Origin of the sequence: Paraburkholderia sp. SIMBA_027 (genome assembly GCF_046535315.1) — a bacterium.
Lineage (GTDB): Bacteria > Pseudomonadota > Gammaproteobacteria > Burkholderiales > Burkholderiaceae > Paraburkholderia > Paraburkholderia tropica.
In genome coordinates, this window is record NZ_JAWRWY010000034.1 from 21,766 (window position 1) to 36,004 (window position 14,239).

Below are 14,239 nucleotides of genomic sequence, written 5' to 3' on the forward strand. Positions count from 1 at the left end.
AGGCGCGCCCCGCGATCCGCGCGGCTGGCAGTTCGATTAATTTCTCTGAGGGAGTAATGATGCAAAAACGATTCAAGCAGGTTTTGTTGCTGGCCGCTCTCGTGCCGACGTTTGCCATGGCTCAGGCGCTCCAGAACCAGGCGCCCGAACAGGCACCGGCCGCTGCCGCAGCACCGATCGATCCGGCGAAGCAAGCCGCGATCAAGGACCTGCTCGACGCAATCGACGCACAGAAGCTCGTCGGCGCGATCGGCAACAGCGCACAGATGCAAGCCAAGCAACTCGTCCCGGCAATCCTGTCGGACGCGCTGTCGGAAAACAAGACGATGACGGACAAGCAGAAGCAGGCTTCCGTCCCGTCGCTGCAAAAGAACGCCGTGCCGAAGCTGGTTGACTCGGCAGGTCAGGTCTTCGCGACCGACTCGTTCAAGCAGGACGCGATGCAAGCTCAGTACGAAGCTTACGCAAAGTACTACAGCACGTCGGAAATCAAGGACCTGACCTCGTTCTACCGCAGCCCGACCGGCCGCAAGTTCATCCAGGTTCAAGACCAGGTTGGCCGCGACGTCGTCAACGGTCTGATGCAGAAGTACATGCCGCAGTCGATCAAGGCAACGCGTGACCAGGCCGACAAGGAAGTCGCGTCGGTCAAGCCGGCTAAGTAAGTCAGCATCCCCGCCGCGCCTCTGTTTGGGGCGCGATCGGGCACGATGCGTCGCCGTCCCCGGCGAGCCCGCGTTGGCGGGTTCCCGGCGACAATGCGATAATGGCCGTTTGCGCGATAGCAGCGCAAACGGCCTTTTCTTTTTCTGGCGCATCCCGGCGTCCTCAGCCGCCGCGCCTGCCTCGGGATCTCCTTACGATGCGCGTCTTCAACTTCTCCGCCGGACCGGCAGCCTTGCCGGAAGAGGTGCTCCGCCAGGCCGCCGACGAAATGCTCGACTGGCATGGCAGCGGCATGGGCGTGATGGAAATGAGCCATCGCGGGCCGGAATTCATGCAGATCCACAGCGAAGCGCTGCTCGATCTGCGTGAACTGATGCAGGTTCCCGCGAGCCACCAGATCCTCTTTCTGCAAGGCGGCGGCATCGGCGAAAACGCCATCGTGCCGCTGAACCTGTTCGGCTCGAAGCCGCGCGCGGACTTCGTCATCACGGGGTCGTGGTCGCAGAAGTCGCAGAAGGAAGCGCTCAAGTACGGCGCGTCGCACATCGCCGCCACGGGCCGCACCGAGGCCGGTTTCACGCATGCGCCGCAAAAGAGCGAGTGGCAGCTTTCCGACGATCCCGCTTACGTGCATCTGTGCACGAACGAGACGATCGACGGCGTCGAGACCTTCGAGATTCCCGATCTGGGCGACATCCCGCTCGTGGCGGACGCGTCCTCGCACATCCTGTCGCGCCCGATGGACATCGCCAAATACGGCGTGCTCTACGGCGGCGCGCAGAAGAACATCGGCATGGCGGGCGTCACCGTCGTGATCGTGCGCGAGGATCTGCTCGACCGCGCGATGCCGATCTGCCCGTCGGCGTTCGAATGGAAGACCGTCGCCGCGAACAATTCGATGTTCAACACGCCGCCCACTTACGCGATCTACATCGCGGGGCTCGTGTTCAAGTGGTTGAAGCGCCAGGGTGGCCTCGAAGCCATCGAAGCGCGCAATATCGAGAAGGCCCAGCTGCTCTACGACACGATCGATTCGAGCAGCTTCTACATCAACAAGGTGGAGCGCCGCGCGCGCTCGCGGATGAACGTACCGTTCTTCCTCGCCGACGAAACACGTAACGATGATTTCCTGGCCGGCGCGAAGGCGCGCGGGCTGGTGCAGCTGAAGGGCCACAAGTCCGTCGGCGGCATGCGGGCGTCGATTTACAACGCGGTGCCGCTCGAAGCAGTGCAAGCACTGGTCGAGTACATGAAGGAATTCGAGGCAAAAGCCTGACCTCGCGTCGGGCGGCGCCTGCCGCGCGCGCAGCTCACGCCGCGCGCCTCCTTTCAGATTGCCGGTTTCACGCATGGACGACGAACTCAATTCCCAACTCAAGCCGCTGCGAGAGCGTATCGACGCTCTCGACGCGCAGCTCATCTCCCTCCTGAACCAGCGCGCTGCTGTCGCGCTCGAAGTCGGCGAGGTGAAGAAGCATTTCAACGCGCCCGTGTTCCGTCCGGAGCGCGAGCTGCAGGTGATCGAACGCCTACAGAACCTGAGCGCGGGTCCGCTCGGCAACGAGCACATCAGCGCCATCTGGCGCGAGATCATGGCCGCGAGCCGCTCGCTCGAAAAGACCATTTCGGTGGCCTATCTCGGGCCGGTCGGCACGTATAGCGAACAGGCGGTCTACGGTTACTTCGGTCAGTCGATCGAAGGTCTGCCGTGCCCGTCGATCGACGAGGTGTTCCGCGCGGTCGAGGCGGGCAGCGCCGAATTCGGCGTCGTGCCGGTCGAGAATTCGACCGAGGGCGCGGTGTCGCGCACGCTCGACCTGTTCCTGCAGACGCAGCTCTCGATCGGCGGCGAAATCGCGCTGCCGATCCAGCACAACCTGATGACGCAAAGCGGCAAGCTCGCGGGCGTGACGCGCGTGTGCGCGCATCCGCAGGCGCTCGCGCAGTGTCAGCACTGGCTGACGGCGAACGCGCCGCATCTGGAGCGTCAGGCCGTGTCGAGCAACGCGGAAGCCGCGCGTCTCGCGGCGGAAGATCCGACCGTCGCGGCGATCGCGGGCGAGCGTGCCGCCACGCATTACGGCCTGCTGATTGCCAACGCGCTGATTCAGGACGACCCGCACAACCGCACGCGTTTCGTGACGATCGGCAAGCAGCCGGCGGGCGTGTCGGGCCACGACCAGACGTCGATGATCGTCTCGGTGAAGAACGAGCCGGGCGCGGTCTACAAGCTGCTCGAACCGCTCGCGCGCCACGGCGTTTCGATGACGCGTTTCGAGTCGCGTCCGGCGCGTGTCGGCACGTGGGAGTACTACTTCTACATCGACTTCGAAGGCCATCGCGACGAACCCGCCGTGGCGGCCGCGCTCGACGAGCTCGGCAAGAAGGCGGCGTTCCTCAAGATTCTCGGTTCGTATCCGCGCTCGCGCTGAGTGCGCCGAGCGTTCGTGCGGCGCGCGCAGGCGCGCCTTCGCTGATTCAAGTCGATGTCACGTCGATGATGCCGCGCCGCCGCACGCGAGCGGCCCTGGAGAGACACGCATGACCCAGCCATTCGGCCCTTCCTATGTGCGCGCGATCGCGCCGTATGTCGCCGGCAAGCCGATTTCCGAAGTCGCCCGCGAGTTCGGACTCGACGAGGCGCGCATCGTCAAGCTGGCGTCGAACGAGAACCCGCTCGGCATGCCCGCGTCGGCGCAGCGCGCCATCGCGCAGGCGGCGGCCGAACTCGGCCGTTATCCGGACTCGAACGCGTTCGAGCTGAAGGCCGCGCTCGCGGCGCGTTACGACGTGCCGGCCGAATGGATCACGCTCGGCAACGGCAGCAACGATATTCTCGAAATCGCCGCGCACGCGTGCGTGGAACGCGGTCAGTCGATCGTCTATTCGCAGTATTCGTTCGCGGTCTACGCGCTCGCGACGCAAGGGCTCGGCGCGCGTCACGTGGTGACGCCGGCCGTGCAGTATGGCCACGATCTCGACGCGATGCTCGCGGCCATCGCCGACGACACGCGCCTGATCTTCGTCGCCAATCCGAACAATCCGACCGGCACGTACATCGACGGCGCTACGCTCGAAGCGTTCATCGCCAGGGTGCCACGCGAGGTCGTCGTGGTGCTCGACGAGGCCTACACGGAATATCTGGCGGCGGACAAGCGCTACGACTCGATCGCATGGGTGCGCCGCTATCCGAACCTCGTGGTGTCGCGCACGTTCTCGAAGGCTTACGGGCTCGCGGGCCTGCGCATCGGTTTCGCGATCGCGCAGCCGGCGCTGACCGATCTGCTGAACCGTCTGCGCCAGCCGTTCAACGTGAACACGCTCGCGCAGGCCGCGGCGGTCGCGGCGCTCGGCGACACGGCATTTCTCGAACAGAGTGCCGCGCTCAACGCCGAGGGCTATCGCACGCTCACGGCGGCCTTCGAGCGCATGGGCCTCGACTACGTGCCGTCGGACGGCAACTTCGTGCTCGTGCGCGTCGGTCAGGACGATCAGGCGGGCGAGCGCGTCAATCTCGGCTTGCTCAAGCAGGGTGTGATCGTGCGTCCGGTCGGCGGCTACGGTCTGCCGCAATGGCTGCGCGTGACGATCGGCCTCGCCGACGAAAACGCCGCGTTCCTCGCGGCGCTCGAACGCAGTCTGGCCCCGGCATGAGCACGCCACTTTTTCTCGATCCGGTGATGGCGTGAGCGCGTTTCCCTTTAGCAAACTGGTGATTTTCGGTGTCGGCCTGATCGGCGGCTCGCTGGCGCGCGGGCTGCGCGAACGCGGCGCCGCGCAAGGTCAACGCGGGCAGGTGATCGGCGTGGGCCGTCGTGCGCATTCGGTCGCGCGCGCGCTCGAACTGGGCGTGATCGACGCGGCCGCGACGCTCGACGACGAAGCGGCGCTCGCCGCCGCGCTCGACGGCGCTGACATCGTGTTGATCGCCGCACCGGTCGCGCAGACCCAGGCGCTGCTCGAACGCATCGCGCCGCATCTCCAGCCGCAGACGCTGATTACCGATGCGGGCAGCACCAAGAGCGACGTGATCGCTGCCGCGCGCGCCGCGCTCGGCGAACGCATCGGCCAGTTCGTGCCGGGCCATCCGATCGCGGGCCGCGAGTCGAGCGGTGTCGAGGCGGCGCTGCCCGACCTCTACGTGGGCCGCAACGTCGTGCTGTGTCCGCTGCCGGAAAATACGCCGGAAGCGGTGGAGCGCATCGCTGCGATGTGGCGCGCGACCGGCGCCGTGATCGGCCAGATGAGCGCTGCGCAGCACGATCGCGTGTTCGCGTCGGTGAGCCATCTGCCGCATGTGCTGTCGTTCGCGCTCGTCGACCAGATTCTCGATACGCCCGACGCCGAGCTGAAATTCTCGTTCGCGGCGGGCGGTTTCCGCGACTTCACGCGCATCGCCGCGTCGAGTCCCGAAATGTGGCGCGACGTCTGCCTCGCGAACCGCACGGCGCTGCTCGCCGAGCTGGACGCCTACACTGAAGTGCTGGCGAAGTTGCGCGTAGCCATCGACGCCGGCGACGGCGCGGCGCTCGAAACCGTGTTTGCGCGCTCGCGCGCGGCGCGCGAGGCGTGGCAGGAGCGCGGCGGCAAGAAGCTCGCGCAGGCGACGCCCGAAGCGGACGGCGCGAAGTAAAGCGACGAAGCAAGCGGCAAGCAAAGCGACAAAGCGGCAAAGCGGCAAAGCGACAAAGCGGCAAAGCAAGCGACAAAGATAGCGAACAGTAGTCAAGCATCAGCCATGCGGCGCGGCGCAGTCCCGCGTCACGCCGCACCATCAGGACACGTCATGGAACACCTCGATCTCGGACCGTTCACCCGTGCGTCCGGCACGATCCGTCTGCCCGGCTCGAAGAGCATCTCGAACCGCGTGCTGCTGCTCGCGGCGCTCGCCGAAGGCGAAACCACGATCACGAATCTGCTCGATTCCGACGACACGCGCGTGATGCTCGACGCGCTCGAAAAGCTCGGCGTGAAGCTCAAGCGCGAAGACGACACTTGCGTCGTGCAAGGCACGCGCGGCGCGTTTACGGCGGTGCGCGCGGACCTTTTCCTCGGCAACGCGGGCACGGCGGTGCGTCCGCTCACGGCGGCGCTCGCGGTCAACGGCGGCGACTACCGCATCCACGGCGTGCCGCGCATGCACGAGCGCCCGATCGGCGATCTGGTCGACGGCCTGCGCCAGATCGGCGCGAAGATCGACTACGAGGAGAACGAGGGTTATCCGCCGCTGCGCATCCGTCCGGCGCAGATCGACGTCACGGCGCCGATCAAGGTGCGCGGCGACGTGTCGAGCCAGTTCCTCACCGCGCTGCTGATGACGCTGCCGCTCGTGCGCGCCAAGGACGGCGTGACCATCGTCGAAGTGGATGGCGAGCTGATTTCCAAGCCCTATATCGAGATCACGATCAAGCTGATGGAGCGCTTCGGCGTGAAGGTCGTGCGCCACGGCTGGCATCGCTTCGAAGTGCCGGCGGGCGTGCGTTACCAGTCGCCGGGCAAGATCATGGTGGAAGGCGACGCCTCGTCGGCGTCGTATTTCCTCGCCGCGGGCGCCATTGGCGGCGGCCCGCTGCGCGTGGAAGGCGTGGGACGCGCGAGCATTCAGGGCGACGTCGAGTTCGCGGCGGCGCTCATGCGCATGGGCGCGAACGTCACGGTCGCCGACGACTGGATCGAGGTGCGCGGGATCGGCAACGATCACGGCAAGCTCGACCCCATCGACATGGACTTCAACCTGATTCCCGACGCGGCCATGACGATCGCCGTCGCCGCGCTGTTCGCCGACGGCGCGACCACGCTGCGCAACATCGCGAGCTGGCGCGTGAAGGAAACCGACCGCATCGCGGCGATGGCCACGGAGCTGCGCAAGGTCGGTGCGGACGTGGAAGAAGGGCCCGATTACCTGATTGTGCGTCCGCCCGCGAAACTTACGCCGAACGCGGCGATCGATACCTACGACGATCACCGCATGGCCATGTGCTTCTCGCTCGTGAGCCTCGGCGGCGTGCCGGTGCGCATCAACGACCCGAAGTGCGTCGCCAAGACGTTCCCCGATTATTTCGAGCGCTTCCTCGCGCTCGCCCAACCTTGATCTCTTTAAGTCGCCGAGTCTCGTTGCCGAATGAAATCGACCCGTCCCTTTTATCCGACGCCCGTCATCGCGATCGATGGCCCGACCGCTTCCGGCAAAGGCACGGTGGCCACGCTGGTCGCCGCGCACCTCGGCTTTCACCTGCTGGACAGCGGTGCGCTGTATCGCCTGGCGGCGCTCGCCAGCATGCGCTACACGATCGCCGCCGATGATGCCGACGGCCTCGCGAAGCTGATCGACGACCTCCACATCACGTTCCGCGAGGGCATGGCCCAGCTCGACGGCGTGGACGTGTCGAACGATATCCGCGCCGAGGAAGTGGGCAACCGCGCCTCGATGATCGCCGCGCATCCGTCCGTGCGCACCGCGCTGGTGGCCCGTCAGCGGGCCTTCCGCAAGCTGCCCGGGCTCGTGGCCGACGGCCGCGACATGGGCACCGTGATCTTCCCGGATGCCGGTTTGAAGGTGTTCCTGACGGCCAGTGCGGAGGCCCGCGCGGCTCGCCGGTATAAGCAATTGATCCAGAAGGGATTTTCTGCTAATATGGATGACTTGCTCCGGGATTTGCGTGAGCGCGACGCGCGCGACAGTAACCGCGCGGCCGCGCCGCTCAAGCCTGCGGCGGATGCGAAGCTGCTGGACACCTCGGCGCTGACCATCGACCAGGCGGTCGAACAGGTCGTGCAGTGGTATCAGCAAGCCAGCGAACTGCGGAGTGAGCTGCGCTCAGTGCGGCAGGACGCGCACGGCAAATCGCAGTAAGAACGCAGTACAGCAGTTGCAGTAAATGTAGTGGTGCCCTGCTGGGAAGCAGGGCGTGTCTTAACCCTTTAACCCCGTATGGCTTTTGCATCCGTGCCACGAGCGTAAGCGCTCCGGCCTCAACGCCCAACCGGCCTGGAACAGGCTGGAAGCGCAGCAGAAACCATGCAAATCCAGATTTTTATGTCCGACCTGCAAACCTCCACCCCGAATACCGAATCTTTTGCGGCTCTGTTCGAAGAGTCGCTGACCCGCCAGGACATGCGCGCCGGCGAAGTGATTTCCGCCGAAGTCGTGCGCGTCGACCACAACTTCGTGGTCGTCAATGCTGGTCTCAAGTCCGAAGCCTATATTCCGCTCGAAGAATTCCTGAACGACGCGGGTGAAGTGGAAGTGCAGGCGGGCGATTTCGTTTCCGTCGCGATCGACGCGCTGGAAAACGGCTACGGCGACACGATCCTGTCGCGCGACAAGGCGAAGCGTCTCGCTTCGTGGCTGTCGCTGGAAAAGGCTCTCGACAACAACGAACTCGTGACCGGCACGATCACGGGCAAGGTCAAGGGCGGCATGACCGTCATGGTCAACGGCATCCGCGCGTTCCTGCCGGGTTCGCTGGTTGACACGCGTCCGGTCAAGGACACGACGCCGTACGAAGGCAAGACGCTCGAATTCCGCGTCATCAAGCTCGACCGCAAGCGTAACAACGTCGTGCTGTCGCGCCGCGCAGTGATCGAAGCCACGCAAGGCGAAGAGCGCGCAAAGCTGCTCGAAACGCTGAAGGAAGGCGCGATCGTCAACGGCGTGGTCAAGAACATCACCGACTACGGCGCGTTCGTGGACCTCGGCGGCATCGACGGCCTGCTGCACATCACCGACATCGCATGGCGTCGCGTGCGTCACCCGTCGGAAGTCCTGTCGGTTGGCCAGGAAGTCACCGCCAAGATCCTCAAGTTCGACCAGGAAAAGAACCGCGTTTCGCTCGGTATCAAGCAACTGGGCGACGATCCGTGGGAAGGCATCTCGCGCCGTTACCCGTCGGGCACGCGCCTGTTCGGTAAGGTCACGAACATCACCGACTACGGCGCATTCGTCGAAGTCGAATCGGGCATCGAAGGCCTGGTTCACGTGTCGGAAATGGACTGGACCAACAAGAACGTTGCTCCGTCGAAGGTTGTCCAGCTGGGCGACGAAGTCGAAGTCATGGTCCTCGAGATCGACGAAGACCGCCGCCGCATCTCGCTCGGCATGAAGCAGTGCAAGCCGAACCCGTGGGATGACTTCAGCCGCAACTTCAAGAAGGGCGACAAGCTCCAGGGCGCGATCAAGTCGATCACCGACTTCGGCGTGTTCATCGGTCTGCCCGGCGGCATCGACGGTCTGGTTCACCTGTCGGACCTGTCGTGGTCGGAAGCTGGCGAAGAAGCCGTCCGCAAGTACAAGAAGGGCGACGAAGTCGAAGCCGTGGTTCTGGGCATCGACGTCGAGAAGGAACGCATCTCGCTCGGCATCAAGCAGCTCGAAGGCGACCCGTTCAGCAACTTCGTTGCTGTCAACGACAAGGGCTCGACGGTTGACGGCGTGGTCAAGTCGGTCGACGCAAAGGGTGCAGTTATCACCCTGAACGCTGACGTCGAAGGCTACCTGCGTGCTTCGGAAATCGCGCAAGACCGCGTGGAAGATGCTCGCAACGTGCTGAAGGAAGGCGACAAGGTCAACGCGATGATCATCAACATCGATCGCAAGTCGCGTGGCATCAACCTGTCGATCAAGGCCAAGGATTCGGCTGAGACGCAGGAAGCACTGCGCAGCATGTCGTCGGACACGGGTGCGGCTGCTACCGGCACGACCAACCTCGGCGCGCTGCTGAAGGCCAAGCTCGACGGCCAGAACCAGTAAGCCTCAAACGGGGGCAAGCTGAAGTATGACCAAATCTGAATTGGTCGCGCAGCTGGCTACGCGATTTCCGCAACTCGTCCTCAAGGATGCGGATTTCGCGGTCAAAACGATGCTCGATGCGATGTCCGAGGCGCTCGCCAAGGGCCATCGCATCGAAATTCGAGGCTTCGGCAGCTTTGGCCTGAACCGCCGGCCGTCGCGCGTCGGACGCAACCCGAAGTCGGGTGAGAAAGTGCTGGTGCCCGAGAAGTTCGTGCCGCACTTCAAGCCGGGCAAGGAGCTGCGCGAGCGTGTGGACCGTCGCTCGGGCGAGCCGCTGAAAGCGGACGAGCCGGACGACGATCTGTAAGCGCTGCAAGTTATTGCCGTGTTTGCGGTTGTCGGCAATCAATGCCAGATGGCCAGAACGCAAGGACCGGAAAGCGCCGGGGCTAATAGCCCGGCGCTTTTTTTTCGCCTGTTCGTTTCGTGTGGGCGTCGTCGTGGGGCGCTCGGCGTGTGTGGCGTGCGGATGTTCCCGCGCGGTTTTGGCGCCGCCGCGCGTTCGCGCGCCACCTGCGCGGGCGCGAGGCCTTCCATTACAATACGGGACACTTCGGCGGCGCCGCTGCTGCGGCGCAACACGCGTTGCGGCATGCATGGCGACATACGTGCGGCGCCGGGGTTTGTTCAACTGCCAAGAGAATCCTTCATGAGATTGATCGCCTGGGTGATCCGTGTGCTGGTGTTCGTGCTGCTGCTCGTGCTCGCACTCGCCAACACGCAAACCGCGACGCTGAACTTTCTTGCCGGATATTCGTGGCAGGCTCCGCTCATTCTGATCGGCCTCGCGTTTTTCGTCGTCGGTCTGCTGGCCGGCCTGCTGTCCGCGCTGCCCGCGATTTTCCGGCTGCGCATGGAGAACGGCCGCCTCAAGCGTGAACTGCGCACCGCGCGTGAAACGCCCGCCGTGGTGGCGGAGCCGCCGCTGCCGCCGCTCATCTGATCGACTTGCCGCTGCGCGTCCGTCCGGGCGCGCGGCTTGATTACCTCTCACCATCGCTCGCATGGATCTCGATTTCTGGTGGCTCCTCGTCATTCCCGTGGCTTTCGCACTCGGCTGGATGGCGTCGCGCTACGACCTCAAGGCGCTGCTGTCCGAAAGCGCCAACCTGCCGCGCTCGTATTTCCGCGGCCTGAATTTCCTGCTCAACGAGCAGCCCGACAAGGCAATCGACGCGTTCATCGAAGTCGCCAAGCTCGATCCGGAAACGGTCGAACTGCACTTCGCGCTTGGTAACCTGTTCCGCCGCCGCGGCGAAACCGACCGGGCGATCCGCGTGCATCAGAACCTGCTGTCGCGCGCCGACCTGCCCGTGAACGAGCGCGATCACGCGCTTTATGAGCTGGGTCAGGACTTCCTGAAGGCCGGCATGCTCGATCGCGCCGAGGAAACCTTCAGCACGCTCAAGTCGGGCGACTACGCGCAGGGCGCACAGCGCGCGCTGCTGACGATCTACGAGATCGAGAAGGACTGGAACCGCTCGATCGACACCGCGCGCCACCTCGAAACGATGGGCACGCCGTCGCTCGACGTTGAGATCGCGCAGTTCCATTGCGAACTCGCGCAGGAAGCGCTGCAGCAGAAGAAGCCCGACGAAGCACGCCGTCAGCTCGGCCTTGCGCTCAAGGCGAACGAGCACAACGTGCGCGCGACCATTCTCGCGGGCGATGTCGATGCGGCCAGCGGCAACTGGGAGTCGGCGCTCGTGCAGTGGCAGCGCGTCGAGGCGCAGAACCCCGCCTATCTGCCGCTCGTCGCCGAAAAGGTCATGAAGGGCTACGAGGCGCTCGGCCGCGCGCACGACGGCGCGCAGTTGCTCACGGAGTGGGTCGACCGCCATTCGTCGAACGATCTGCTCGATGTGGCCTATAAATATGTGTCGGAGCTGAGCGGTCCCGAAGCGGCGCACACGCTCGCGCGCACGCAGATGCAGAAGTCGCCGAATCTCGCCGGCATGACGCGTCTGCTCGAAGCGCAACAGGCGGCGGCCGAAGAGCCGCGCCGCAGCGAACTCGAACTCATGCGCAAGCTGATCCAGCAGCGCACCAAGAACCTGCCGCGCTACACCTGCCAGAACTGCGGCTTCCGGGCGCGCCTGTTCTACTGGCAGTGCCCTGGCTGCAGCGGGTGGGAAACCTACGCGCCGCGCCGCGTCGAGCCAATTCCGGCTTCCAGCTGACGCGCCGCCGCGCACGCATTACCTCAATCCGAATCTGTTACCGGAGCGCGTATGAAAATCACCATTATCGGTACCGGCTATGTTGGCCTCGTCACCGGGGCGTGCCTTGCCGAAATCGGTCACGACGTGTTCTGCCTCGACGTCGATCCGCGCAAGATCGACATCCTGAACAACGGCGGCGTGCCGATCCATGAGCCGGGTCTGCTCGAGCTCATCCAGCGTAACCGCAAGGCGCGCCGCATCACGTTTTCCACCGACGTCGCCGCGAGCGTCGAGCACGGCGAAGTGCAGTTCATCGCCGTCGGCACGCCGCCCGACGAAGACGGCTCGGCGGACCTGCAATACGTGCTCGAAGCGGCCCGCAGCATCGGCCGCCACATGACCGGCTTCAAGGTGATCGTCGACAAGTCGACGGTGCCCGTCGGCACGGCGCAGCGCGTGCAGGCCGTGATCGCCGAAGAGCTCGCCAAACGCGGCCTCGGCGCGAGCGACGCGCAGCGCTTCTCGGTGGTCTCGAACCCCGAATTCCTGAAAGAGGGCGCGGCCGTGGACGACTTCATGCGTCCGGACCGTATCATCATCGGCATCGACGAGGACGCCAACGGCGAAGTCGCGCGCGAGAAGATCAAGCGCCTCTACGCGCCGTTCAACCGCAATCACGAACGCACGATCTACATGGACGTGCGCTCGGCCGAATTCACCAAGTACGCGGCCAACGCGATGCTGGCCACGCGCATTTCGTTCATGAACGAAATGGCGAATCTGGCCGATCGCGTCGGCGCCGATATCGAGTCGGTGCGTCGCGGCATCGGTTCGGATCCGCGCATCGGCTATCACTTCCTGTACGCCGGCTGCGGCTACGGCGGCTCGTGCTTCCCGAAGGACGTGCAGGCGCTGATCCGCACGGCCGCGGAATCGGGCCAGAACCTGCGCATTCTCGAAGCGGTCGAGGACGTCAACGACGGCCAGAAGGACGTGCTCGTGAACAAGATCGTCCAGTCGCTGGGCGAAGACCTCAAGGACAAGCATTTCGCGGTCTGGGGTCTCGCGTTCAAGCCGAACACCGACGACATGCGCGAGGCGCCGAGCCGCCGTCTGATCGCCGAGCTGCTGCGCCGTGGCGCGACGGTTTCGGCGTACGATCCGGTCGCGACGGAAGAAGCGCGCCGCGTGTTCGCGCTGGATCTGGCGAGCGCGCCCGAACTGCAGGCGCGCCTGACCTTCGCGGCGAGCCAGGACGACACGCTGACGGGCGCCGACGCGCTCGTGGTCGTCACCGAATGGACGGCGTTCAAGGCGCCGGACTTCGAATTCCTGAAGGAACAGTTGAAGACTCCGCGCATCTTCGACGGACGTAATCTGTACGAGCCCGACGCGATGGCGGAGCTCGGTTTCGACTATCACTCGATTGGGCGGCCCCATGTCAAACACGCAAACCCGGCCGCAGTCTGACGCCATGACCGACAGCGCGGCGCTCGCGCCCGAAGTCCAGGCCGTGCCGCGCGCGCAGTTCGCGCGCTCGCGCGTGCTCGTGGTCGGCGACGTGATGCTCGACCGTTACTGGTTCGGCGACGTCAACCGCATTTCGCCGGAAGCGCCGGTGCCGGTCGTACACGTGCAGCGTCAGGAAGACCGTCTCGGCGGCGCGGCCAACGTCGCGCGCAACGCTGCGGCGCTGGGCGCGCAGGCGGGTCTGCTGTGCGTGGTCGGTCACGACGAGCCGGGCGAGCGCATCGTCACGCTGCTCGGCGAGAGCAACGTGAACGCGTATCTCGAACGCGATCCCGCGCTGCCCACCACCATCAAGCTGCGCGTGCTGTCGCGCCAGCAGCAGTTGCTGCGCGTGGATTTCGAAAACACGCCCGCGCACGAGGCGCTGCTCGCGGGCCTCGCGCGCTTCGACGCGCTGCTGCCGACGCACGACGTCATCCTGATGTCGGATTACGCGAAGGGCGGCCTCACGCACGTCACGCAGATGATCTCGACTGCGCGCGCGGCGGGCAAATCGGTGCTGGTCGATCCGAAGGGCGACGACTGGGAACGCTATCGCGGCGCGAGCGTGATCACGCCGAATCGCGCGGAGCTGCGCGAAGTGGTCGGCACCTGGAAGTCGGAAGACGACCTGCTCGCGCGCGTGACGAAGCTGCGCCACGAATTGCAGTTCGACGCGCTGCTGCTCACGCGCTCGGAAGAGGGTATGACGCTCTTTTCCGAAGAGGGCGTGCTGCACGCGCCGGCTGTTGCGCGCGAAGTGTATGATGTCTCGGGCGCTGGCGACACCGTCATCGCGACCGTCGCGGTCTCGCTGGGCGCGGGCCTGTCGCTCGTCGAAGGCGTCGCGCTCGCGAATCGCGCCGCCGGTATCGTGGTCGGCAAGCTCGGTACGGCCACCGTCGACTACGACGAACTCTTTCAATGACGTGCCGCGCGCGGCGGCCACCAGGCTGTCGCGTGACGGACGCATCCCCGGGCCGGCTTCGGAGAGTTTTGCCGGTCCCGCGTGAACTCCTCTGCGCAGAACTACCATGACCCTCATCGTCACCGGCGCGGCCGGCTTTATCGGCAGCAACATCGTCAAGGCGCTCAACGAACGCGGCGAAGA

The 14,239-nt window shown here is 65.1% G+C and carries 14 protein-coding genes; all 14 read left to right on the forward strand.

Features of this window, described 5'->3' with window-relative positions; all coding sequences use genetic code 11:
• Window positions 1–59: 59 nt before the first annotated feature.
• Window positions 60–665: a DUF2059 domain-containing protein gene (locus SB764_RS36715; RefSeq protein ID WP_065058310.1), complete on the forward strand. Its 606-nt coding sequence runs from the start codon at window positions 60–62 to the stop codon at window positions 663–665.
• A 197-nt stretch (window positions 666–862) separates the two neighbouring features.
• Window positions 863–1,942 carry a 3-phosphoserine/phosphohydroxythreonine transaminase gene (gene serC, locus SB764_RS36720; RefSeq protein ID WP_074983907.1) on the forward strand — a complete coding sequence of 360 codons (1,080 nt, stop codon included), beginning with the start codon at window positions 863–865 and terminating at the stop codon, window positions 1,940–1,942.
• Between the two features lie 73 nt (window positions 1,943–2,015).
• Window positions 2,016–3,098 carry a prephenate dehydratase gene (gene pheA / locus SB764_RS36725; protein WP_065058277.1) on the forward strand — a complete coding sequence of 361 codons (1,083 nt, stop codon included), beginning with the start codon at window positions 2,016–2,018 and terminating at the stop codon, window positions 3,096–3,098.
• 109 nt (window positions 3,099–3,207) lie between these two features.
• Window positions 3,208–4,320: a histidinol-phosphate transaminase gene (gene hisC / locus SB764_RS36730; RefSeq protein ID WP_074983906.1), complete on the forward strand. Its 1,113-nt coding sequence runs from the start codon at window positions 3,208–3,210 to the stop codon at window positions 4,318–4,320.
• 31 nt (window positions 4,321–4,351) lie between these two features.
• On the forward strand, window positions 4,352–5,299 hold the full coding sequence (locus SB764_RS36735) for a prephenate dehydrogenase (RefSeq protein WP_321905051.1): 948 nt from the start codon (window positions 4,352–4,354) through the stop codon (window positions 5,297–5,299).
• A gap of 153 nt (window positions 5,300–5,452) precedes the next feature.
• Window positions 5,453–6,757, forward strand: a complete 1,305-nt coding sequence (gene aroA / locus SB764_RS36740) for a 3-phosphoshikimate 1-carboxyvinyltransferase (RefSeq protein ID WP_065058280.1) — start codon at window positions 5,453–5,455, stop codon at window positions 6,755–6,757.
• Window positions 6,758–6,787: 30 nt separating this feature from the next.
• Entirely contained in the window at window positions 6,788–7,519 is a 732-nt protein-coding gene (gene cmk, locus SB764_RS36745; protein WP_065058281.1) for a (d)CMP kinase, read from the forward strand.
• Window positions 7,520–7,684: 165 nt separating this feature from the next.
• A complete protein-coding gene (gene rpsA, locus SB764_RS36750; protein ID WP_065058282.1) occupies window positions 7,685–9,415 on the forward strand; it encodes a 30S ribosomal protein S1 in 1,731 nt (576 codons plus the stop codon).
• 25 nt (window positions 9,416–9,440) lie between these two features.
• Window positions 9,441–9,764: an integration host factor subunit beta gene (locus SB764_RS36755; protein ID WP_028226806.1), complete on the forward strand. Its 324-nt coding sequence runs from the start codon at window positions 9,441–9,443 to the stop codon at window positions 9,762–9,764.
• A 342-nt stretch (window positions 9,765–10,106) separates the two neighbouring features.
• On the forward strand, window positions 10,107–10,400 hold the full coding sequence (locus tag SB764_RS36760; RefSeq protein WP_065058283.1) for a lipopolysaccharide assembly protein LapA domain-containing protein: 294 nt from the start codon (window positions 10,107–10,109) through the stop codon (window positions 10,398–10,400).
• Between the two features lie 61 nt (window positions 10,401–10,461).
• Window positions 10,462–11,637: a lipopolysaccharide assembly protein LapB gene (lapB, locus tag SB764_RS36765; protein ID WP_183038275.1), complete on the forward strand. Its 1,176-nt coding sequence runs from the start codon at window positions 10,462–10,464 to the stop codon at window positions 11,635–11,637.
• A 51-nt stretch (window positions 11,638–11,688) separates the two neighbouring features.
• Window positions 11,689–13,089 (forward strand): UDP-glucose dehydrogenase family protein, encoded by a 1,401-nt coding sequence (locus SB764_RS36770; RefSeq protein ID WP_065058285.1) that lies wholly within the window; start codon window positions 11,689–11,691, stop codon window positions 13,087–13,089.
• 4 nt (window positions 13,090–13,093) lie between these two features.
• Window positions 13,094–14,056 carry a D-glycero-beta-D-manno-heptose-7-phosphate kinase gene (gene rfaE1 / locus SB764_RS36775; protein ID WP_065058286.1) on the forward strand — a complete coding sequence of 321 codons (963 nt, stop codon included), beginning with the start codon at window positions 13,094–13,096 and terminating at the stop codon, window positions 14,054–14,056.
• A gap of 106 nt (window positions 14,057–14,162) precedes the next feature.
• The coding region (locus SB764_RS36780) for an NAD-dependent epimerase/dehydratase family protein (protein WP_410864379.1) at window positions 14,163–14,239 on the forward strand (77 nt) is incomplete at its 3' end.